This is a genomic window from Roseospira navarrensis (assembly GCF_009601025.1).
GTDB lineage: Bacteria > Pseudomonadota > Alphaproteobacteria > Rhodospirillales > Rhodospirillaceae > Rhodospira > Rhodospira navarrensis.
Genome location: NZ_WIVE01000022.1, coordinates 14,521 through 35,980 on the forward strand (window position 1 = coordinate 14,521; position 21,460 = coordinate 35,980).

Annotated in this window: 22 protein-coding genes; 6 read left to right on the top strand and 16 right to left on the bottom strand. The window is 70.5% G+C overall.

The window, feature by feature from the left end; translation table 11 throughout:
• Positions 1–6: 6 nt before the first annotated feature.
• From pgeF to GHC57_RS08645, 4 genes are read right to left on the bottom strand one after another with little or no spacing between them, the layout of a single operon-like run.
• Positions 7–774 carry a peptidoglycan editing factor PgeF gene (gene pgeF / locus GHC57_RS08630; protein ID WP_153343205.1) on the bottom strand — a complete coding sequence of 256 codons (768 nt, stop codon included), beginning with the start codon at positions 772–774 and terminating at the stop codon, positions 7–9.
• Between the two features lie 3 nt (positions 775–777).
• Positions 778–1,869, bottom strand: coding sequence for a class I SAM-dependent methyltransferase (locus GHC57_RS08635; RefSeq protein WP_153343207.1), 1,092 nt, complete (start codon positions 1,867–1,869; stop codon positions 778–780).
• Positions 1,866–2,657 carry a prolipoprotein diacylglyceryl transferase gene (gene lgt / locus GHC57_RS08640; protein WP_153343287.1) on the bottom strand — a complete coding sequence of 264 codons (792 nt, stop codon included), beginning with the start codon at positions 2,655–2,657 and terminating at the stop codon, positions 1,866–1,868. Before lgt ends, GHC57_RS08635 begins: the two co-directional genes overlap by 4 nt.
• A gap of 45 nt (positions 2,658–2,702) precedes the next feature.
• Positions 2,703–3,527, bottom strand: coding sequence for an ABC transporter permease (locus tag GHC57_RS08645; protein WP_343031144.1), 825 nt, complete (start codon positions 3,525–3,527; stop codon positions 2,703–2,705).
• 247 nt (positions 3,528–3,774) lie between these two features.
• Between GHC57_RS08645 and GHC57_RS08650 the strand changes: the two genes are divergently transcribed.
• Together GHC57_RS08650 and GHC57_RS08655 are read left to right on the top strand one after the other, a co-directional pair.
• Positions 3,775–4,290 (top strand): RecX family transcriptional regulator, encoded by a 516-nt coding sequence (locus GHC57_RS08650; protein ID WP_343031145.1) that lies wholly within the window; start codon positions 3,775–3,777, stop codon positions 4,288–4,290.
• A 123-nt stretch (positions 4,291–4,413) separates the two neighbouring features.
• A complete protein-coding gene (locus GHC57_RS08655; protein ID WP_153343213.1) occupies positions 4,414–5,580 on the top strand; it encodes a GSCFA domain-containing protein in 1,167 nt (388 codons plus the stop codon).
• On the opposite strand, the gene dut is transcribed toward GHC57_RS08655, so the two are convergent.
• The 5 genes from dut to GHC57_RS08680 all read right to left on the bottom strand — a co-directional run bounded on the left by dut (position 5,577) and on the right by GHC57_RS08680 (position 10,814).
• On the bottom strand, positions 5,577–6,056 hold the full coding sequence (gene dut / locus GHC57_RS08660; RefSeq protein ID WP_153343215.1) for a dUTP diphosphatase: 480 nt from the start codon (positions 6,054–6,056) through the stop codon (positions 5,577–5,579). The two genes, GHC57_RS08655 and dut, sit on opposite strands and share 4 nt — an antisense overlap.
• Positions 6,053–7,270: a bifunctional phosphopantothenoylcysteine decarboxylase/phosphopantothenate--cysteine ligase CoaBC gene (gene coaBC, locus GHC57_RS08665; RefSeq protein WP_153343217.1), complete on the bottom strand. Its 1,218-nt coding sequence runs from the start codon at positions 7,268–7,270 to the stop codon at positions 6,053–6,055. The genes dut and coaBC overlap by 4 nt, the downstream gene beginning before the upstream one ends.
• A gap of 149 nt (positions 7,271–7,419) precedes the next feature.
• Complete coding sequence (locus GHC57_RS08670; RefSeq protein ID WP_153343219.1) at positions 7,420–9,360, bottom strand: polysaccharide biosynthesis protein; 1,941 nt, start codon at positions 9,358–9,360, stop codon at positions 7,420–7,422.
• Positions 9,361–9,663: 303 nt separating this feature from the next.
• The gene (thpR, locus tag GHC57_RS08675) at positions 9,664–10,194 is read right to left on the bottom strand and encodes an RNA 2',3'-cyclic phosphodiesterase (protein ID WP_153343221.1); all 531 of its coding nucleotides are present in this window, start codon (positions 10,192–10,194) and stop codon (positions 9,664–9,666) included.
• Complete coding sequence (locus tag GHC57_RS08680; RefSeq protein ID WP_343031146.1) at positions 10,173–10,814, bottom strand: arylesterase; 642 nt, start codon at positions 10,812–10,814, stop codon at positions 10,173–10,175. Before GHC57_RS08680 ends, thpR begins: the two co-directional genes overlap by 22 nt.
• Positions 10,815–10,923: 109 nt before the next feature.
• On the opposite strand from GHC57_RS08680, the gene GHC57_RS08685 reads away from it, so the two are divergent.
• Positions 10,924–11,634: an ABC transporter ATP-binding protein gene (locus GHC57_RS08685; RefSeq protein WP_153343223.1), complete on the top strand. Its 711-nt coding sequence runs from the start codon at positions 10,924–10,926 to the stop codon at positions 11,632–11,634.
• Entirely contained in the window at positions 11,631–14,180 is a 2,550-nt protein-coding gene (locus GHC57_RS08690) for an ABC transporter permease (RefSeq protein WP_153343225.1), read from the top strand. Before GHC57_RS08685 ends, GHC57_RS08690 begins: the two co-directional genes overlap by 4 nt.
• A gap of 30 nt (positions 14,181–14,210) precedes the next feature.
• On the opposite strand, the gene mlaD (GHC57_RS08695) is transcribed toward GHC57_RS08690, so the two are convergent.
• The 4 genes from mlaD (GHC57_RS08695) to GHC57_RS08710 all read right to left on the bottom strand — a co-directional run bounded on the left by mlaD (GHC57_RS08695) (position 14,211) and on the right by GHC57_RS08710 (position 15,937).
• Positions 14,211–14,678, bottom strand: coding sequence for an outer membrane lipid asymmetry maintenance protein MlaD (gene mlaD, locus GHC57_RS08695; protein ID WP_153343227.1), 468 nt, complete (start codon positions 14,676–14,678; stop codon positions 14,211–14,213).
• Between the two features lie 14 nt (positions 14,679–14,692).
• A complete protein-coding gene (gene mlaD, locus GHC57_RS08700) occupies positions 14,693–15,190 on the bottom strand; it encodes an outer membrane lipid asymmetry maintenance protein MlaD (RefSeq protein ID WP_170294772.1) in 498 nt (165 codons plus the stop codon).
• A gap of 25 nt (positions 15,191–15,215) precedes the next feature.
• A complete protein-coding gene (locus tag GHC57_RS08705) occupies positions 15,216–15,566 on the bottom strand; it encodes an NADH:ubiquinone oxidoreductase subunit NDUFA12 (RefSeq protein ID WP_153343232.1) in 351 nt (116 codons plus the stop codon).
• Positions 15,567–15,724: 158 nt separating this feature from the next.
• Positions 15,725–15,937, bottom strand: coding sequence for a ribbon-helix-helix domain-containing protein (locus GHC57_RS08710; protein WP_153343234.1), 213 nt, complete (start codon positions 15,935–15,937; stop codon positions 15,725–15,727).
• Positions 15,938–16,095: 158 nt separating this feature from the next.
• On the opposite strand from GHC57_RS08710, the gene GHC57_RS08715 reads away from it, so the two are divergent.
• Positions 16,096–18,252 carry a transglycosylase domain-containing protein gene (locus tag GHC57_RS08715; protein ID WP_153343236.1) on the top strand — a complete coding sequence of 719 codons (2,157 nt, stop codon included), beginning with the start codon at positions 16,096–16,098 and terminating at the stop codon, positions 18,250–18,252.
• Between the two features lie 128 nt (positions 18,253–18,380).
• Positions 18,381–19,490 carry an S-(hydroxymethyl)glutathione dehydrogenase/class III alcohol dehydrogenase gene (locus GHC57_RS08720; protein ID WP_153343238.1) on the top strand — a complete coding sequence of 370 codons (1,110 nt, stop codon included), beginning with the start codon at positions 18,381–18,383 and terminating at the stop codon, positions 19,488–19,490.
• 40 nt (positions 19,491–19,530) lie between these two features.
• Here the strand turns inward: GHC57_RS08720 and GHC57_RS08725 are convergent, their stop codons facing one another.
• The 3 genes from GHC57_RS08725 to GHC57_RS08735 all read right to left on the bottom strand — a co-directional run bounded on the left by GHC57_RS08725 (position 19,531) and on the right by GHC57_RS08735 (position 21,337).
• Positions 19,531–19,809, bottom strand: a complete 279-nt coding sequence (locus tag GHC57_RS08725) for a peptidase M50B family protein (RefSeq protein WP_153343240.1) — start codon at positions 19,807–19,809, stop codon at positions 19,531–19,533.
• 516 nt (positions 19,810–20,325) lie between these two features.
• Positions 20,326–20,463: a hypothetical protein gene (locus GHC57_RS08730; protein WP_153343242.1), complete on the bottom strand. Its 138-nt coding sequence runs from the start codon at positions 20,461–20,463 to the stop codon at positions 20,326–20,328.
• A 286-nt stretch (positions 20,464–20,749) separates the two neighbouring features.
• A complete protein-coding gene (locus GHC57_RS08735; protein ID WP_153343245.1) occupies positions 20,750–21,337 on the bottom strand; it encodes a hypothetical protein in 588 nt (195 codons plus the stop codon).
• Positions 21,338–21,460 lie beyond the last annotated feature (123 nt).

Consider the following 21,460-nt stretch of genomic DNA (forward strand, 5'->3'; position numbering starts at 1 on the left):
GCCCCCTCAGCGCTCCAGCGCGATGGCCGACAACTGACGGCCGTAATCGGGCTCGCCGCGCAGGGTGGCCCGGCGGTTGGAGAAGAAACGGGCCTCCTCGCGGCAGGTGTCGCAGGGGGTGGGCATGATCTCCCGCACCCCGGCGCGGGCGAGCTGCTTGGCGACGAACCCGGGCAGGTCGAACATGAAGTGCCCCTCGCGGCGGGCGGCCGCGAAAAAGACGCCGTTGTCCTCGTCCTGCTCCATGAACATGCCGGGGAACTCCGGCCCCACCTCATAGGACCGCTGGCCGATGCACGGGCCGATCCCGGCCACGATGCGATCCGGACGCGCGCCCAGGTCCACCATGCGCGCCACACCATTCGCCAGGATGCCGTTCAGCGCGCCGCGCCAGCCGGCATGAATGGCGGCCACCACGCCGGCCTTGCCATCGGCCATCAGCACGGGCGCGCAATCGGCCGTCAGCACGCCCAGCACCAGCCGGGGCTTGGTGGTCACGATCCCGTCCGCCACCGGCAGCTTGTCCTGGGGCCACGGCCCATCGGCGACCAGGACCTCTGTCGTGTGCTGCTGGGCGACCGTCACCAGGGTTTCGGGCGGCATCTCCATTCGCTCAACGGAGCGCAGCCGGTTGCGCTGAACGATCGCCGGATCGTCCTGGGACGAAAAGCCGCAGTTGTTGGTCGCGTACACCCCCTGCGACTGCCCACCGCCCCGGGTGAAATAGGCATGACGGACCCGGCTCAGGGCATTCAACGCGGATACGGTGATCATGCTTCACATCCCCTCGAACCCTGGCAGGACGTCCGATTCCGTCCCCGTTACGGCAAAGGCCCTAAACAACCTGCCCATTTCTTCCGGATCGATCAAGCGGCGAACCGCACGTTGAATCTCCGCATCCTGTTCGGGCGAGCCCCCCTGGCGCAGCATGGCCGCCCGAGCCTCCGCGCCCAGCGCGCGCAGCCACACCCCTTGTTCAACTGGTCCGTGGGCGGCCGCGCCGAACGCCGCGACTGATCGACTCAATGCCTCAAAATCCACATGGGTTGTCAGATCCGCCGTGCCAAGATCCCGCAGAACGGGATGATATCGGTGCCCGCGCACGGCCTGCAGGGTCTCCCCGCAGCCGGATCGCGGATGACCGTAGTCGATGAGCAGCCCGACCCCGCCCTGATGGACGATGCGCCGACCGAGATCCGACACGAACTCGCGCGCCGTCGGGCAGACCTCGGCGATCGCGCCATCGGGGGCGCCATCGGGCGCGCCGTCCCGCAACCGGGGATGGAGGTCGTCGGCCGGGGCGGGCTCTCCGGTCACGAAGGCGAGCGCCCCGGCCCCGTCCAGCCCGACGCGCCGCAGGTGCCAGCGCCCAGCCGCCCGCACGTACTGGCGCACCGGCAGGGCGTCCAGGAACTCGTTGCCGACCAGGAACAGGGGGGCGTCGTCCGGCACCGTCGCCAGGGTGTCGTGCCAGGCGGCAACCGCGTCGCCCAGGGTCGCCCGCTGGGTCTCGCGCAGGGTGGGACTGGTCTCGACGACGTGGACCTCCAGGGCGGCGCGGAACGCCGGCACGGGCGCCAGCGCGCGCAGGGCATCCGCCATCAGGGTGCCGCGCCCCGGGCCGCACTCGACCAGGATCACGCGGGGCGGCCTGCCCATCATCTGCCAGACCACGGCCAGCCACAGGCCGATGATCTCGCCGAACACCTGACTGATTTCGGGCGCCGTGACGAAATCCCCGGCCGCGCCGATGGCCGGGCCGCGCGCGTAATAGGCGGCGTTGGCCTCGGCCATGACGGTCTCGACCGGCAGCGGCCCCTCGGCCGCGATCCGCGCCCGCAGGCGCGCGTCCAGCGTGCCGTCGGTCATGCGGGGTCCCGGCGCGGCTGCCGCCACGCATGGGCCAGGAACCCGATGCCGGCCAGGATCATCGGCACCGACAGGATCTGTCCCATGGTCGCGAGGCCGAACAGATGGCCGAGCTGGGGATCGGGCTCGCGCGCGAACTCGACCAGAACACGGGAAACCCCGTAGCCGATCATGAACACGCCGATCAGGCTGCCCGGCCGGAAGCGGACCGCCGGCACCCGCCACAGCACCGCCAGGATGACGAACAGCAGCAGCCCCTCCAGCGCGGCCTCGTAGAGCTGGCTGGGGTGGCGCGGCAGACCCAGGGGATCGGTCGGGAACACCATGGACCACGGCAGGTCCGGGGCCGGGCGGCCGTACAGCTCGGCGTTCACGAAGTTCGCCAGCCGCCCGAAGAACAGGCCCACGGGCGCCGCGCAGGCGATGATGTCGCCCATGGAGAGAATCGGAATGCGATGGCGGCGGCCGAACAGGATGACGGCCGCGATCACCCCCAGAAATCCGCCGTGGAAGGACATGCCGCCCTGCCAGACCATGGCGACTTCCAGCGGGTGCGACAGGTAATAGCCGGGATTGTAGAACAGCACGTAGCCAAGCCGCCCGCCCAGCACCACGCCCAGGGTGGCCCAGACCAGGAAGTCGTCGGCGCGCTCGCCGGGCAGCACGGCCGGCGGCGCCTGGCCCAGCCGGCGGACGTACCACCAGCCCAGCAGCAGGCCGGCGATATAGGCCAGGGCATACCAGCGGATCGCCAGCGGTCCCAGCTCGAACGCGATGGGATCGATCATCGGAAACGGCAGCACGGCGCGGCCCCCCTCGGCCTTCTCTCGACGTCAGGCCTTGAGCTTGTAGCCCGACCGCAGCATCCCATAGCCCACGGCCAGCAGCAGGGCGTTGGTCAGCCCAACCACCACCAGCCCGACCATGGGCAACGCGTCGTCATGCCCGATGAAGCCGTAGCGGAAGCCGTCGATCATATAGAAGAACGGGTTGATGTGAGCCACGATCTGCATGTTCTCGGGCAGCCGGTCGATCGAATAGAACGTGCCCGACAGGAACGACAGCGGGGTGACGATGAAGTTGGTCACGGCCGCCATGTGGTCGAACTTGTCCGCCCAGATGCCCGCGATGATGCCCAGCAGCGACAGCATCATGGACGCCCCGATGGCGTGGAACAGGATGAAACCCACGTTGTGCACGTGGATGGTCACGAAGAACGCCATGGCGACCAGCACGGCCACGCCGACCACCAGGCCACGGCTGATCCCGCCAAGGGCATAGGCGGCCAGGATCTCCCCACCTGACAGCGGCGGCATCAGCACGTCCACGATGTTGCCCTGGACCTTGGAGATGATGACCGACGACGAGGTGTTGGCGAAGGCGTTCTGGACCATCGCCATCATGATGAGGCCCGGCGCCAGGAACTCCATGAACGAGATGCCCGGCACGTGCTGGGCCACGTCCCGCCCCAGGGCCAGAACGAAGATCGCCAGGAAGATGAGGGTGGTGACGATGGGCGCCATGATGGTCTGCATGTAGACCTTCAGGAAGCGGCGCACCTCCTTGAGGTACAGCTCCCAGGTGCCGCGCCAGTTGACCGCGCCGATGTGGCGCGGCGGCGGAAGGGTGTCACGGTCGATCTTGGCGCCATCGCGCACGGAGAGGCTCCTGTAAACATTTTGGGGCATGTCGGCTGTTTAGGCCCGGCGGGCCGTCGGCGCAAGGGATGCGACGATGACGGTTGGTCATGGTCCGGCCCGGGCCCTGCGTGCTATCTGGGCCGTCATGCGGTCACGGCAAGAGAAGAAACGGCGCCCCTCCGATCCGGAGCGCCCGGCGGAGGACCCGAACCGGCGCCCGCGCGCGCCGCGGAAGGTCTCGGCCCCATCGCTTGAGAACGCGGCCGTGTTCTACCTGCAACGGTTCTCGGCCAGTTCGGAGCGCCTGCGTCGGGTCCTGTGGCGGCGGGTGGAGCGCTCGGCCCGCATCCACCCGGACGTGGACCGGGCGGCGGCGGCCGCGTGGATCGACGCCATCGTGGAGAAGTTCGAGCGCCTCGGCCTGCTGGACGACGCGAAACACGCCGAGACCAAGGCCGGCGCCCTGTTCCGCCGGGGCGACTCGCGCCGGGCCATCGCCGCGCGTCTGCGCGCCGACGGCGTGGACCGCGACACGGTGGACACCGCGCTGGAGGCCCTGGAGGAGCACGCCCCCGATCCGGACCTTGCGGCCGCCGCGACCCTCGCCCGACGCAAGCGGCTGGGTCCCTATCGGTCGTGCGCCGCCGCCCGCGCCGAGCACCGCCAGCGCGACATGGCGGCGCTGGCCCGCAAGGGATTCGCGCCCTCGGTGGCCCTGGCCGTGCTGGACGCCGAGGACGTGGCGGCGCTGGAAGCGCAACTCGCAGAGGATCAGGCGTGATCGGGGGGCGCCTCCCCTACCGATCGTTGCGCAGACAGGCTCAGGACGATAGTTTGCCGGCAGGCGTGAGCCTGCGCCTTAGGGAAACACCTGCGCGCACCGATCCCAGCACAAGCGGCCGTCATGCCCCCCATCACCAAGGCCACCCTGAAACAGCAGATCGCCGATCTCTGCTTCCCCCCTGTCCTGGACGGCGAAACCGAGGCGCGCTCCCGGGAGACGCTCGATCTGGCCACGGCCGGACCGGCCATCGCCAAGGGGGCCACAGAAGGGTCGCGCGCGTTCTACAACACGGACCTGATGGCGCTGCTGTCCCTCATCATGGGCAGCCGAGAGAACGACGGGACGTATCATTGGGCGCTGGCCCAACTGTTCATCTTTCTCGCGCAGGTCCACGATCCCCGGCATGACCTTCTGGAACGGCTGGCCGAACACTGGGCCTGGTGTCTGGAGGACGCGGACACCCCCACGCGCCAGACGCTGGAGGGCGCGGGCCTGGGGTCGGACACGCTGGAGCAGGTCCGCCACTACGCGAAAAAAGTCCGGCGGGCGCGCAGCACGCTGTATCCCCGCGCCCGCCAGCAGACCAACTCCCGAACCTATCTGACGGCGGCGCTCGGCCTGGACGCAGACGGTCACGGGCAAGCGCCCGACCCGATCCCCGAAGACGCGACTTTCGTGGTGCTCGGCACCTGTTTCGCGCGCAACATCCACACGGCCTTTCAGGACCGGGGCATCGCCAGCCACCATGTCGCGCTGGCGGAGGAAAACCCGGCCGAGGCCCAGTTCGCGGCGCTCGCCGCCCGTCAGGATACGGCCCGACTGATCCGGACAGGCACCCCCTGCGTCATTCTCACCCTGGGGTTCGCCGAGACCCGCCCCATCGACGGCGAGCAACGCCGGTCCGGCCGCCTGTCGCGCTTCAGCACGCCGGAGCATGTGGCGGACCGGATCGTGCAGGGGGTTCGGGCGCTGAGGGCGCTCAATCCGGCCGTGCGCATCTTCATCACGGTGTCGCCCGTGCCGCTGGAGGGCACGGCCTCCGCGTTCAGCGTGTTCGAAGCGAACGCCGTGTCCAAATCCATCGTGCGCTACGCCGTCGCCCTGGCCGGCGAGGAGGAGCCCGGGTTCACCTACTTCCCCAGCTACGAGATCGTCACCCAGATCGCGCCCGCCCTGGGCCTCAGCGGCTTCGGCGGCGACGACGGCCACCCGCGCCACGTGGACAAGGCGCTGGTGGCGTTCATCTGCGGCCTGTTCCTGGAGACCTATTGCCCCTGGGCGGCCTAAAGCGGATCCGACCTCGGCGTCCGGCCCGTGCCCGTGGAGCCGAAGCCGCCGGACCCGCGCGGGCTGTCGGGCAGGATCTCCACCGGCTCCCAGGCCACCCGCGTGACCGGCGCGACGACAAGTTGGGCGACGCGCATGCCCCGGCTCACCGTCACGGCCTCCGGACCGTGGTTGACCAGGATCACGCCCACCTCGCCGCGATAGTCCGCGTCGATGGTGCCGGGCGCGTTCAGCACCGTGACCCCGTGCCGCGCCGCCAGTCCGGAGCGCGGCCGAACCTGGGCTTCGTGCGTGGCCGGCAGGGCAAGGGCGATGCCGGTGGGGATGGTGGCGAAGGCCCCGGGGGTCAGAACCACATCCTCCGCGACCGCAGCCAGCAGATCCAGGCCCGCCGCACCCGCCGTGGCATAGGCCGGCAGGTCCAGATCCTCGGCGCCCGGCAGACGGCGGATGGGAACGCTCAGGGAGCCGGTCATGCCGCCGGCCCCAGGGCGTCGGCGATGCGGGCGGCAAGGCCCCGACCCACCTCCGCCTTGGACTGCGCCGGCCAGGACTCCACGCCGTCCGCCGTGATGAGGTGCACGGTGTTGGCATCGCCCCCGAAGGTGCCCGTGGCGGCACTCACGTCGTTGGCCAGGATCCAGTCGCAGCCCTTGCGGTCGCGCTTGGCGCGGGCGTGCTCGACCACCTGTTCCGTCTCGGCGGCGAAACCCACCACGAGCCCCGGCCGGCCCTCGCCCGCCTGGGACAGCGTGGCGAGAATATCCGGGTTCTCGGTGAGGGACAGGGCCAGCGCGTCCCCTCCCGACCCCTTCTTGAGCTTCTGGTCGGCCGCGTCCGCGACCCGCCAGTCCGCCACGGCGGCGGCGCAGACCACCACATCCACGGGCAGGGTCTCGCGGCAGGCGGCCAGCATGTCCCGGGCGCTCTCCACATGCATCGCCCGCACCCCCGGCGGATCGGGCAGCGTGACCGGCCCCGTCACCAGCGTGACCTCGGCCCCCAACGCGGCCAGGGCCGCCGCGATGGCGTGGCCCTGCTTGCCGGAGCTGCGGTTGGCGATGTAGCGCACCGGGTCGATGGGCTCGTGCGTCGGTCCGCTGGTGACCAGGGCGCGGCGGCCCTTCAGCGGCTGGTCCGGTCCCGTCAGGGCGCGTTCGATGGCCTCCAGGATGGCGGCCGGCTCCGCCATGCGGCCCGGCCCGTATTCGCCGCAGGCCATATCGCCCGAGTCCGGGCCGACCACCGCGATCCCGCGCGTCCGCAGCAGGTCCATGTTCGCGCGGGTCGCGGGATGCTCCCACATGCGAACATTCATGGCGGGCGCGACCAGCACCGGCGTGTCGGTCGCCAGCAGCACCGTCGAGGCCAGATCGTCCGCCAGCCCGTGGGCCATGCGGGCCAGGATGTTGGCGGTCGCCGGCGCCACCACCAGCAGGTCGGCGTCCCGCGAGAGCTGGATGTGCCCCATCTCCGCCTCGTCGGTCAGCGAGAACAGGTCGGTGTAGACCTTGTCCTCGGTCAGCGCCGACAGGGACAGGGGGGTGACGAACTGGTGCGCGGACCCGGTCATGACGGCGCGCACGGCGGCGCCGCGCTCACGCAGGCGGCGGACAAGCTCCAGCGCCTTGTAGGCGGCGATCCCGCCCGAGACGATCAGCAGAATGCGGCGGCCGTTCAGGGAGGACATGGCGAAGGCTCCGGTCGGGGACGCGCGGTCGCGGTCCGGCGACGAAAGGTAGGCAGAAGCGAGAGCGGAGACAAGGGCGCCGCCGATGGAGCGTTCGAGGCCCCGACAGCCGCCGCACCACCCGCCGCCGGGCCACGGCCGCCCCGGGCCTATCCCACGCTGACCGTATCCTCGCTGCCGTGAGCGCCCGCCATCATCGCCGGGCAGTCGTCACGGCGCGGCTGGTAGTCCTCCACCAGCTCCCGCAGAACCCCAAGGGCGTCGGGCTCGTCGCCCTGGGCGGACAGCAGGGCCAGCTTTTCCAGCGACGCCTTCAGGCGGGCATCATCCACGCGCCGGGGGCTGGCCACCAGAATGCCGTCGCGGCCGGTATCCACCAGCGGTTCGCCGCCATGGAAGACCTCTTCGTACAGCTTCTCGCCCGGCCGCAACCCGGTGTAGACGATGCTCACGTCCTCGTCCACGCGCCGCCCCGACAGCCGGATCATGTTGCGCGCCAGATCGGCGATACGGATCGGCTTGCCCATGTCCAGCACGAAGACATGGCCCCGATAGGACGCCTGATCCTCGCCCAGGGCGGCGGCCTGGAGCACCAGTTCCACCGCCTCGGCGATGGTCATGAAATAGCGGCTGACCTCGGGATGGGTCACGGTCAGGGGACCGCCCTTCTCCAACTGGCGCTGGAACAGCGGCACGACGGACCCGGTCGAGCCCAGCACGTTGCCAAAGCGGACCGACATGAAGCGCGGTCCCTGCGCCCCGCCCGTGCCGAGCAGGTCCAGCGCCTGACAGTACTGCTCGGCCACTCGCTTCGTGGCGCCCATGACGTTGGTCGGATTCACGGCCTTGTCGGTCGAGATCATCACCATGGCCGCCACGCCGTGGCGGCGGCAGGCGTCGGCCACGTTGCGGGTGCCCAGGATGTTGGTCTTGACGCCTTCCAGCGGCTGCTCTTCCACGATCGGCACATGCTTGAGCGCGGCGGCGTGGAAGACCAGATCGGGCCGTTCGGCCGCGAACACCTGATCGATCCGCCCCCGGTCGCGGACATCCACGATCAGGGACAAGCGCGACAGATCGGGCGCGCGATCCTGCATCTCCTGGTCGATGGAATAGAGGGCGTATTCGCTGACATCGGCCAGCACCAGATGGGCAGGCCCCAGGGCCGCGATCTGCCGCGTCAGTTCCGAGCCGATGCTGCCCCCCGCCCCGGTGACCAGAACGCGGCGCCCGCCGACCAGCCGGCGCATGCTGTCGCGGTCCAGGGTGCGCTGCTCGCGGCCCAGCAGGTCCTCAATGGCGACGGCGCGCACGTTCAGCACGTCCTCGGCGTGACCATCCCGGAAGTCCACCAGACGCGGAATCCGCACCATGGTGATGCCGCAGGCCTCGACGCCCTTCATCAGGGCCAGGGCGGTGTCTCGGTCGAAGTCTCGGGTCAGCACCAGATGTTCGGGTTTGCGCGCCCCCAGTTCGGCACACACCTTCTCCAGGTCCTGCAGCCGGCCCAATACGATCTTGCCGTGGATGCTGAGGCCCACGCGCTTGGTCTTGTCCGACAACAGGCCGACGACCTCGTAGCTCGCGTGCGAGCGGTTCTGCAGGGCGCGGATGAACAGTTCCGCCTCGTCCCCGGCGCCGGCCAGCAGAACTCGCGTCCGGTCGGGTCGCTCCTGCTCCAGAATCCGCTCGAAGCGCCGGTCCTTCATGGTGCGGTAGACGAACCGCGGCCCGCCCAGCAGGGCCGGCATGACGAACCAGATGATGACGAAGAACGAGCGCGGCAGGGGCTCCAGCCGGTACATCAGGAACACGATGACCATGAACATCAGCACGGTCAGGCTGACCGCCCGGATGATCGCGATCAGATCGTTGACCGAGGCATAGCGCCAGACGCCCCGGTACAGGCCCTGCGTCCGGAGCGCGATGGCCGCCACCGCCACGAACACCACGCCGATGACCAGAAGCTGTTGCGGGTCGTCGTGGTTCAGCAGCCCATCGCCCAGGCGCAGCCACAACGAGACCACGAAGGCGACGGCGGACATGACGATGTCATGCGCGTAGGCGATATGGGCACGGGGCAGGCGCACGTATGGCTTCTCTTCCGCGAGACCAGTTCCGGGGGCATCACGGCGTCCCCTGCCAAGCCTTTTATCCCCTTGAGCGGCACCCGACCAGCCTTAACGGGTGGTTCGTTCCGGTAGGGGGCAAGATCATGCCAGGCCCGGCTTGAAGACACGAATATCAAAATCCATCCGCGATATAAAACCAAAAAGAGTAGACCACCCATTCACGTGGTCGGACTCGACCAGACCGCCTCGTCCGCGGCAAACGCCCCTGATCCCGAACGCTGCGCCCTTCCCCCTGGAGTCGGGGTTGCGAGTCGGGCATGGCTAGAGCCCGTAGGCCTCCAGCATTTCATAGTGCGCACCATCGCGGGTCAGGTGGCTGCGGTACAGCACGACCGCGTCGGCCGTGAAGGGCGGAAAGGCTCGGTCGTTGTGGGCGGCGATGAACCCTTCCAGGCGGGCCGAGTCGGGATGGCGAAGGCGGGCCAGGGTGACGTGGGGGGTGAACTTGCGGCCTTCCGCCGGAAAACCGGCGCGCTGAGCGGCGGCCTCGACGCGGCCGTGCAGGTGCATCAGGGCCGGATCGCGCGCGGCCCCGACCCACAGCGTGTGGACCTTGCGGCCCTGCCCGAAGGTGCCGATGCCTTGCAAGCGCACGGGTGCGGGGGCCGCCTTCAGGGTGCGCAACGCCCCGTCCAGGTCCTCCCCCCGGGCCGGGTCCACCTCGCCCAGGAAGCGCAGAGTCAGGTGCAGGTTGTCGGCCTCCACCCAGCGGGCGCCCGGCAGCCCGATGGCCAGGGCCGCGAGTTCGGCGCGCAGGTCCGGCGGCGGCGCTAGTCCGAGGAACAGCCGCATGGGTCCGCCTTTTCCAGCAGCCGTTCGACCTTGGGGAGGATGTTCTCCACCATCACGGACACCCCCTCGGCGGTGGGGTGGATGCCGTCCGACTGGTTGAGGGCCGGATCGGCCGCCACGCCTTCCAGGAAGAAGGGGTAGAACAGCACGCCGGTGCGCTCAGCGACCTCGGGGAAGACGGTATTGAAGGCCTCGCCGTAGTCGCGGCCCAGGTTCGGCGGGGCCAGCATGCCGGCGATCATGACCTGGACCTCTTCGGACTTCAGGCGCCGCACGATGGCGGTCAGGTGCTCGCGCGTCTGCGCCGGGTCGAGCCCGCGCAGGCCGTCGTTGCCGCCCAGGGCCACGATGGCCGCGTCCGGCTCCTCCGCCAGCACCCAGTCCAGGCGCGCCCGACCGCCCGCCGTGGTGTCGCCCGAGACCCCGGCGTTGAGAACGGTCACCTCGTGGCCCGCATCCCCCAGCGCCTCTTCCAGTTGGACGGGGAACGCCTTGTCCTGCGGCAGGTTGTAGCCGGCGGTCAGGCTGTCGCCCAGGACCAGGAGCCGCAGCGCCTCCGCCCCGGCCGCCGGGGCGGCCGCCCCAACACCCACGGTCAGCACGACGGCCATGACGGCCATGACGGCTTTCAACCGGCGGCCCGGATGCCCATGTGTGCGCTGAGGCCGGGCGGGCGCGACCGCCGCCCACCGCCGCCGATTTCGCGTTTTCCAAGGGTTAGCAAAAACCATGACAGACTCCCAGACGGCCCCGCCGACCATTCGCCTGCGCGACCTCGACCTGACCCTGACGGGTCCGGCGGACGCGGTCAACATCCTGCGCGGCGTGGATCTGGAGGTGCCCCAGGGCGCCGCCGTCGGGCTTGTCGGGCCGTCCGGCGCGGGCAAGTCCAGCCTGCTGATGGTCACCGCCGGCCTGCAGCGGCCCACGGCGGGGTCGGTCACGGTGGCGGGTCAGGACCTGGGCACCCTGGACGAGGACGCCCTGGCCCGCTTCCGGCGCGATCATGTGGGGGTGGTGTTCCAGGGCTTCCACCTGATCCCGACCATGACCGCCGAGGAAAACGTGGCCGTGCCGCTGGAGTTCGCCGGCCGCAAGGACGCGTTCGACGTGGCCCGGGCGCAGTTGGAAGCGGTCGGGCTGGGCCATCGCCTGGGGCACTATCCGGGCCAACTGTCCGGCGGCGAGCAGCAGCGTGTTGCGCTCGCCCGCGCCTTCGCGCCCGGCCCCCGCCTTTTGCTGGCGGACGAGCCCACCGGCAACCTGGACGGCGAGACCGGCGCCCTGGTCATGGACCTGCTGTTCCGCCTGCACGACGAGCAGAAGACGACCCTGATGCTCATCACCCACGATCTGGCGCTGGCCGGGCGCTGCGACCGGGTCATCCGCATCCAGGACGGCGCCATCACCGAGGATCGCGCCACCCGGGAGGCCGCATGACCGCCCGCGCCCTGTCCCATTCGCTGCCCCTCTCGCTGCGGCTGGCCCTGCGCGAAATGCGCGGCGGCCTGTCCGGCTTCCGCGTGCTGGTGGCCTGTCTGGCCCTGGGCGTGTTCGCCATCGCCGCCGCCGGCTCCATGAACCGCGCCATCCAGGAGGGCCTGGAGGCCGACGCCCAGGCCCTTCTGGGCGGGGACCTGGAGGTGGAGCGGCGCTACCGCCCGCCCGACGCCGACCAGTTGAACATGATGCGGGAGATGGCCTCGGTCTCGAACACCGTGGACATGCGCGCCATGGCCATCGCGCCCACGGGCGACGGCGACCGGGCGCTGGTGGAGTTGAAGGCGGTGGACGACGCCTATCCGCTCTACGGCCAGATGGACCTTGAGGACGGCGGCGCCCTGGCGGTCGCGCTGGCGCGCCGGGACGGCACCTGGGGGGCCGTCGCCGATCCCAATCTGTTGTCGCGGCTGGGGCTGGCCGTGGGCGACCGCATCCGGCTGGGCGAGGCCACCCTGGAGGTTCGCGCCGCCATCGCCCGCGAGCCGGATCGGGTCGCCAGCCTATTTTCGCTCGGCCCCCGGCTGATGATCCACGCCGATGCCCTGCCGGCCACCGAGCTGATCCAGCCGGGCAGCCTGGTCGAGTACGAGACCCGGCTGCGCGCGGACCAGGGCACCACGCCGGCGGCCATCCGCGCCGTCCTGCAAACGACCTTCCCGGACGCGGGGTGGCGCATTCGGGGCACCGATCAGGCCGCGCCCGGGCTGACCGGCTTCCTGGAGAACCTGACGCTCTATCTCACATTGGTGGGGCTGACCTCCCTTCTGGTGGGCGGCATCGGCGTGGCCAACGCCACGCGGGCCTACCTCCAGGGCCGGATGACCACCATTGCCACGCTGAAGTGCCTGGGGGCCCCCGCCGGGACCATCTTCCGCGTCTACTTCATCCAGATCGGGTTGCTGGCGCTGCTGGGCGTGGCCATCGGCGTCATCGCCGGCGTGTCCGCGCCCTTCCTGGCCCAGGCGGTGGCCGGCGACTGGCTGCCGGTTCGGGCGCGTGTCGCCCTGTATGCCGAACCGGCGCTGCTGGCGCTGGCGAGCGGCGCGCTGGTCGCGCTGGTGTTCGCCGTCTGGCCGCTGGCCCGGGCGCGGGACATCCCGGCGCTGGCCATCTTCAAGGGCGCCCTGGCGGACCCGGGCGGCTGGCCCCGGCGGCACTATCTGCTGCTGATCGGGACCGCGCTGGCGGCGCTGGTGGCCGTGACGGTGCTCAGCGCGGTGGACCGGCAGTTCGCGCTGGTGTTCGTCACCGGGGCCGCCGTCGCCATGGGCCTGTTCGCGCTCGCCGCCGGCGGCGTGCAGGCGCTGGCGCGGCGGTCGGGACCGCTGGCACGCGGCCGCCCCGGCCTGCGCCTGGCCCTGGCCAACCTGCACCGGCCGGGCACCGCCACGAGTTCGGTGGTGCTGTCGCTGGGCCTGGGGCTGTCGGTGCTGGTCATCGTCGCCCTGATCCAGGGCAACCTGAACCGCCAGATCGACGAGCGGTTGCCGGCCGAAGCCCCCTCGTTCTTCTTCATCGACATCCAGCCCTATCAGGTGGAGCAGTTCCGGGGCATCCTGGCCGACGCCGAAGGCGTGGGCCGCACCGCCTATGCCGATATGGTCCGGGGCCGGATCACCGCGCTGGACGGCGTGCCCACCGCCGAGGCCGAGGTGCATCCCGACACCCGCTGGGCGCTGCGAGGCGACCGGGGCTTTACCACCGGCGACGCGCCGCCCGACAACGCCGAGATCGTGCGCGGAGAGTGGTGGGCCGCCGACTACGACGGGCCGCCGCTGTTCTCGCTGACCGAGGAACTGGCGACCGGCTTCGGCCTGGACATCGGCGACAGCATGACCGTCAACATCCTGGGCCGGGAGATCACGGGCACGCTCGCGAACACGCGCCGCGTGGACTGGGGATCCCTGCGCATCAACTTCACCTTCATGGTCTCGCCGGGTGCGCTGGAGGGCGCGCCGCGCACCTGGATCGCGACCGTGCGGGTGGACGAGTCCCAGGAAACCGCGCTGGAACGCGCGGTGACCGACGCCTTCCCCAACGTCTCGGCGATCCGGGTCAAGGGCGCGCTGGAGACCGTGCGCGGCATTCTGGACACCGCCGCGCGGGCGATCACGGCGACGGCCGCCGTTACCCTGGTGGCTGGCGCGCTGGTGCTGGCGGGCGCATTCGCCGCCGGGCACGGCCGCCGGGTCTACGAGGCCGTGGTGTTGAAGGTGGTGGGCGCGACGCGCGGCGACCTGCTGCGGGGCTACCTGCTGGAATACGGCCTGCTTGGGCTGGCCACAGGCCTGATCGCCGCCGGCGTCGGCACACTGGCGGCCTGGGGCGTCATCGTGTTCGTGATGGACGGCGGCTGGACCTTCCTGCCGGGCGTGGTGCTCACCACGCTGGTCGCCTGCGTGCTGGTCACGCTGGCGGCGGGCTACCTGGGCACATGGCGGGCGTTGGGTGGACAGGCGGCGCCCTACCTGCGGAACGAGTGACCGCGCGGGCCGGCGCGGCGTGGTGGAGGATCAGCCGCCTCCGCCGCCGCCGGCGGGCTGGGTGGCGAGGAAGATGATCTCGCCCACCAGGTCCTCAAGGGACTGGTAGTCCTGGGTGTATTGCAGCGAGTCGCCGGGCTGCAGCGTGTCCGCCTCGTTGCCCGGGATCAGCTTGATGTAGCTGCCGCCCAACAGACCATCGCTGGTGATGACCGCGCGGGTATCCACGGGAAGCTGCACGCTCTCCAGCACGGTCATGTCCACGACGGCCTCGAAGGTCTGGGGGTCCAGGCGCTGGCCGGTGACCGATCCCACCTGGATGCCGGCCAGACGGACCTCGCCGCCCACGGTCAGGCCGCCCACCTTGGTGAAGCTGGCGCGGACGGGATAGCCCTGGACCTGACGCAGATCGGCGGTGGTGTAGGCGAACACCAGGAACACGGCGGCCACCAACAGCACCAGAGCGCCCAGGATGGTTTCCAGGGGATTGCGGTTCATGGATCCTCCGCGCCTCAGTACCCGACCGGCTCGTTGGGATCGAGCCCGCGTTCCTGCTTGGCGCGGGCGACGATCTTGCCGAGCAGATCCTCAATGATGACCGAATCCTGCGTATAGTCGAACCAGCCGCCGGGCTCCAGCACGTCCAGCGCCCCGCCCGGTTCCAGTTCCACGAATTTGCCGCCCATCAGACCATCGGTCTGGATCATGGCGGCGGAATCCTCGGGCAGTTCGACGGACGCGGCGATTCGGAAGGTGACCACCGCCCGGTAGTAGGAATCCAGGCTCATGCTCACCACCTCGCCCACATCGATGCCCGCCATGCGCACGGCGGTGCCCGCCCGGATCCCGTCGGCCTGCCCGAAGCGGGCCTTCAGCTCATAGGAGCCGTCGGCCGACAGCGGCCCGGTCCCCTGATCCCCGATGCCCGACGAACTGTAGGCGAACACGAGCACGGCCGCCGCCAGAACGGCCGACCCGACCATCAGTTCGCGCCGTGGCTCGATGCTCATGGCTGCCCTTTCCTCGCCCGCTGGCTCACCCGCCCGGGGTCCATGCCTGGTAGTCCCCACTCGCCGGCTGGCGGGCGCCGCCCCGGCGTTCGTCGCCCGTCGGCACATAGGCCCCCGGCGTGCCCGACAGGTTGGGAACGTGAGGTTTCGTCCAGGGCCGCTGCGACGCCGTCAGCGGCGCGTCCACGGTGTGGTGAAGCCACGCGTGCCATTCGGGCGGGACCTTCGACGATTCGGGCAGCCCCTTGAACATGACCCAGCGCTTGGGCCGGCGCGTCTTGGGGGGACGGCGCTCCTCGTAGTACACATTGCCGAAAGGATCGCTGCCCACGCGGCGACCGTTGAGACGGCTGAAGATGCGGGTTCCGATGGACATGGATTGGACACGGGCCTCGTGCGTGCGGGAAACCGGGGCGCGCCAGATGCTGGCGCCGCCGATCCGAAGGGACGTGCGCCTACACTAGTGCGGAATGCAGCCTGTTGGAAGGATCAAGGCCCCGACCCGGCCCGGGGGCCCCGACCGATCGCGGGGGGTCACTCGTTCACGATGCGCAGACTGCGGGGCTTGTCGCGATCCGACAGGATCCCGTCCACGGTCTCGTGGTATGCCTCCCAGGTCTCGCAATAGTCCTGAACGGCCTGACGCACGCACGCCTCGATCGGACGGTCCGTCCGCTCCGCGAGAGCCTTGACGCGCGCGAGCAGGTCCGGCGGAAGAATGGTGGCAAGGGAATCGTGTTCGCCCATCGCGAATGGCCCCTTTAAGAATGGTGTTCGGTCGCCGCGTGACCGCGGCGCAAGACCGGCTGCCCCAGCGGACTGTATCGAAGGGGTTGGGCATTGTCACAGACTATTGTCGCGAGTCGGCCCACCCCAAGCCGTATGACCAGCATAGAGTCGTTCAGATGAGCAAGACCACGGGCGGCCGCAAGGGCGGCGGCGGATCCAGACCACGTTCGACCGGCACGGGCGCGGCCAGCCGTCGCGGCGGATCCTCCGGTTCCAGCCCCACCCGCTCCACCCGGACCGCCAAGACCACCAAGACCGCCAAGACCGGCCCCCCGAAGGCGGCTCCCAAGAAGGCCGCCGCCAAACCCGGCGCCCAATCCAGCGGCAAGGGCGCGCCCGCGAGACCGTCCCGCGCGAAGCCCGCCTCCTCCCCGAAAGCGACCGCCGCCCCCCGCAAGGCTCCCCGAGCCAAGCCGGCGGGACGGCGGCGCGCCGCGGCGCCCGGCCGCCGAGGCCGGGGCCGGGGCCCCGCGCGGCCCCGCCTCGCCCTGGCCTGGGTGGCGCTCAAGTGGTCCCTGGTCGTCGCCATCTGGTCCACCGTCGCCCTGGCCGCCGTGGTGGCGTTCTATGCCTACGACCTGCCGGACATCCAGGCCGCCACCGCCCGCACCCGCCCCGCCGGCATCACCATCCAGGCCGTGGACGGCACCCCGCTGGCCGTCTCGGGCGAGGTCTACGGCGACCCCGTCAGCGTGGACACCGTGCCGCCGATCCTGGTGCAGGCCGTGCTCGCCACCGAGGACCGCCGCTTCCGTCATCACTGGGGCGTCGATCCCGTCGGCGTGGCCCGCGCCCTGGTGGCGAACCTGCGCGAGGGTCAGGTGGTCCAGGGCGGCAGCACCATCACCCAGCAGGTGGCCAAGACCCTGTTCCTGACCCCGGACAGGACCCTGCGCCGCAAGGTCCAGGAAGCCCTGCTGGCGTTGTGGCTGGAGAGCACCTTTACCAAGGACCAGATCCTCGGCCTGTACCTGAACCGGGTCTATCTGGGCGCGGGCATCTACGGCATGGACGCGGCCGCCCGGCGCTACTTCCAGCGGCCCGTGCGACGCGTGACGGCCTATCAGGCCGCCGTCCTGGCCGGCCTGATGAAGGCGCCGTCGCGCTACAATCCCGCCGCCAGCCCGGACCGCGCCCACGACCGCGCCCTGGAGGTGCTGGGCAATCTGGTCCAGACCGGCGTGTTCACCCGGGCCGAGGCCCAGCGGATCGCCGCCGAGGGCCGGCCATCCCTGGCGCTGGCGCAGGGCACGGGGCCGGACAGCCGCTACTTCGCGGACTGGGTCCTGAGCCGGCTGGATGGCTATGTGGGCGTGTTCGACCGCGACGTGGTGGTGGAGACCACCCTGGACCCCGCCGCCCAGGCCGCCGCCGAGGCCGCGCTCGCCGGCGTGCTGGACGATCCCGCCGTGCGCGGGCGCGGCGCGACCCAGGGCGCCGTAGTGGTCCTGGACCGGGACGGCGCGGTGCTGGCCATGGTCGGCGGGCGGCGCTACCGGGACAGCCAGTTCAACCGCGCCGCCCAGGCCCGCCGCCAGCCCGGGTCCGCCTTCAAGCCCATCGTCTGGCTGGCCGGCCTGGAAGCGGGCCTGACCCCGGACAGCCGCATCGACGACGCGCCGGTGACGATCCGGGGCTGGTCCCCGCGCAACTACGACGGCCGCTACCGGGGGCCGGTGACCCTGACCGAGGCGCTGGCGCACTCCATCAACACCGTGGCCGTGCGGATCGCCGAGCAGGCCGGGCGCGACCGCGTGGCCGGGCTGGCGCGCCGGCTCGGCCTGACCGGGGTGGATCGCGCCGATCCCTCCATGGCGTTGGGCACGGTGGAGGTCTCGCCGCTGGACATGACGGCGGCCTATGCGCCCTTCGTCAACGGCGGTCATCCCGCCTTTCCCCACGGTGTCGCCCGGGTGACGGCGCGCGACGGCGGCGTGGTCTACGCCCGCCTGCGCGAGGGCGATCCGCCCACCGTGGTCGCCCCCGCCCATGTGCGCGCCATGCGGAGCATGCTCCGCCGCGTGGTCACCGGGGGCACCGGGCGCGCCGCCCAGCCCGACCCGGGGCGCGGCCTGACCGCCTACGGCAAGACCGGCACCACCCAGGACAACCGGGACGCCTGGTTCGTGGGCTTCGTCGAGGACAGGGCCGGGCGGACCGCCGTGGCCGGCGTATGGATCGGCGACGACCGGGGGCGTCCCATGGACGATCTCGGCGGCGGCGGGCCGGCGGCCGACGTCTTCCGGGCGCTGTTCGAGCGCTGGCGGCCGTGAGCGCGAAAATCGGCCACGGCGGGGCCCGCCTCCATTGCGTCCCGGCGCCATGGATCGCATGATCGGGCCATGCCCGACCATCGAACTCGGGAAAGAAACAGCCGGCAGCCCAGGGGAGGATCGACGCCATGAAGACGCGCGCCGCGGTCGCGATGGAGGCCGGCAAGCCGCTGGTCATCGAGGAGGTGGACCTGGACGGCCCCAAAGCCGGCGAGGTGCTGGTGGAGATCAAGGCCACCGGGGTGTGCCACACCGACGCCTTCACCCTGTCCGGGGCCGATCCGGAGGGCCTGTTCCCCACCATCCTGGGCCACGAGGGCGCGGGCGTGGTGCTGGAGGTGGGGGCCGGGGTGACCTCGGTCCAGCCCGGGGACCATGTGATCCCGCTGTACACCCCCGAATGCCGTCAGTGCGAGTACTGCCTGAGCGGCAAGACCAACCTGTGCCAGGCCATCCGCGCCACCCAGGGCAAGGGCCTGATGCCCGACGGCACCAGCCGGTTCTCGCTGAACGGCCGCATGCTGCACCACTACATGGGCTGCTCGACCTTCGCCAATCACACGGTGCTGCCGGAAATCTCGCTGGCGAAGATCGACCCGGACGCGCCCTTCGACAAGGTCTGTTACGTCGGCTGCGGGGTCACCACCGGCGTGGGGGCCGTGCTCTACACCGCGCATGTGGAGCCCGGGGCGAACGTGGTCGTGTTCGGCCTCGGCGGCATCGGCCTGAACGTGATCCAGGGCGCCCGCATGGTGGGCGCGGACATGATCGTGGGCGTGGACATCAACCCGGCCCGCCGCGAGATGGCCGCGCGCTTCGGCATGACGCACTTCGTCAACCCGAACGAGATCGACGGCGATCTGGTCGCGCATCTGGTCGAGCTGACCGGCGGCGGCGCGGACTACAGCTTCGAGTGCATCGGCAACGTGAACGTCATGCGCGCCGCCCTGGAGTGCTGCCACAAGGGCTGGGGGGTCTCCACCATCATCGGGGTCGCCGGGGCGGGCCAGGAGATCTCGACGCGCCCCTTCCAGCTTGTCACCGGCCGCAAATGGCAGGGCACGGCGTTCGGTGGCGCCAGGGGCCGCACCGACGTGCCAAAAATCGTGGACTGGTACATGAAGGGCCGGATCGAGATCGATCCCCTGATTACCCACGTCATGCCGCTGGAGCGCATCAACGACGCCTTCGACCTGATGCACGAGGGCAAGTCGATCCGCAGCGTGATTACGTTCTGATGCCGGGCCTCCGGGTTCGCGCCGGCCGGCCGGACCCGCCCTACTCGGCGGCGGCGGCCGACCGGGAGCCCGCGAGGCGGCGATAGAACTCCGGGTCTTCCAGGGCCGTGACCGAGATGGTGCGGTAGCCGGACTGCGCTTCCTGGTCCGGCACCAGCCGGGCATGGGGCGGGATGCCCTTGAAGTGCACGATCTGGCGGACGGTCCACATGGACTGGAACTGTCCGTCCGTCTTCAGGTATCGGTCGCCCACCTGCACGCCGGCGCGTGCCGCCAGACTGCTGCCCACACCCCCCAACACGCGTCGCAGAAAGCTCATGACCTGCTCCTTGAGCCTACGTCGGGCCGCGCCCGCGCCTCTCCGATCGACTGGCCGGTCCCCCTTCAACCGGGTTGACCTGCCCCTCGAAGTGTGAATAGCCGGCGGCACCCCACGAAGGGGCGTCACCGACCGTGGCCCACAGTCCCGGCGCCGCGCTATGCACGGAACCTTTTCCGTGCTCCGGGCTGGTCTTCACCGAAGACAAGTAAAGCACAGGGCGACTCGCGAAGACAAGAGCGATTCTTAATCGCCCGAATCGGAGCCGCTGTTTCCCATATCCTGAAGAGATGGCCAGGGGCTCATCAATCGCGGCGGCGGGTGAGTGTGGCTCTCCCGCCGCGCGGCACCAGCCCATACAGAAAGGGCGCCGGTTCACGGTGGAACGCGGCGCCCTGAAGGGGTGTCACTGCGGATGAGGCTCGTGCGGACACACGAAGTCTTATCCCGGCATGTCCTCAAGGACACATCGGGACGGCACCACCCCTGTTGATCCGGGAATGCAGCGAGGCCCGGTTACGACGGGTCCTGCTGCTGGCGGGCCTCCAGGGCGCGCTGCAGGCTGCGCTCCGAGAAGTACTCGGCAGCCTGATAGAACCGCCACAGGACGAACAGCCAGCATGCGGCGAAGAGAAGGAGAAGAACGAAGGTCATGGCGGCATCAGTCCCTTGCTCGGCGTTGAACCCTCGGCGGCGGCGGAGACCGCATCCGCCGAGTGACACCCGGGGCGCCGGCCTGCCCGGGCCGCCCCCCACGGCCCCGGCGCGGACCAGGGCCATTCCGGGTTCAGAAAACGCCCAAACCGGCCGGAATGCAAGCCGGATCCGCCCCTGATGCACCTGGAGGTATCCCAAGGGCGGAGGCGGTTTCCCCCATCCGCCTTTCGACACCAGCCCTGCCGGCACGGGCCGTCAACCGAGGTCTCACGTGCCGACGGGATCACGCGTTTTCCATGTAGACGCGCAGCCGTCGCCGGGCCTCGTAGCCGCCGGTCTTGACGTTGACCTCGAAGTCCCGGGCGATGGCGGTTCCGTCGGCCGTGACCTCCAGCGCGACCAGAAACTTGCGCGGCCGGGTCAGTTCGAACTGGGGCACCCCGCCGCCCACCGGATACTGCTGGGCCGGCGGCTTGGAGGAATCGTGCCGGATCACCGGCAGCACCTTGGCGATGCGGTGACGCCCTGTCACCGACATGCCTTCGCGCGCGATCCGCTTGCGGTGCAGAACCCCGTCCAGGCCGTGTTCGCGCAGCACCTTTTCCTGCAGGTGCTCGCGCAGGGTGTCCTTCTCGGCGACCATGCGCGGCTTGCCGATGCGCCCGCCGGAGAAATAGGAATAGCCGGCCAGCTTGAAGTCGTCGTGCGCGGGCAACTGGCGCAGCAACAGGACGAAGTACCCTTTGGACAGGCGGCCTTCGGCGTAGCCCAGCGCCTTTTCCATGTCCCGTTCGGCGCCGGGCTTGATGGAAAGAAGGGTCGTCACGTTGCCGCCGAACTCGACGATGTTGCCCACCTTGACGTCAGCCACGCCTCGCCCTCCCCCAAGGCGCACCGCACCCGCGGTGGCCGTGCGACCGGCCCGGTCCCGGGTTCCCAGTATGCCCAACCGGGAGGGCGCCGCCAACCGGCGGGCAAAACGCGCGGGCTCGGC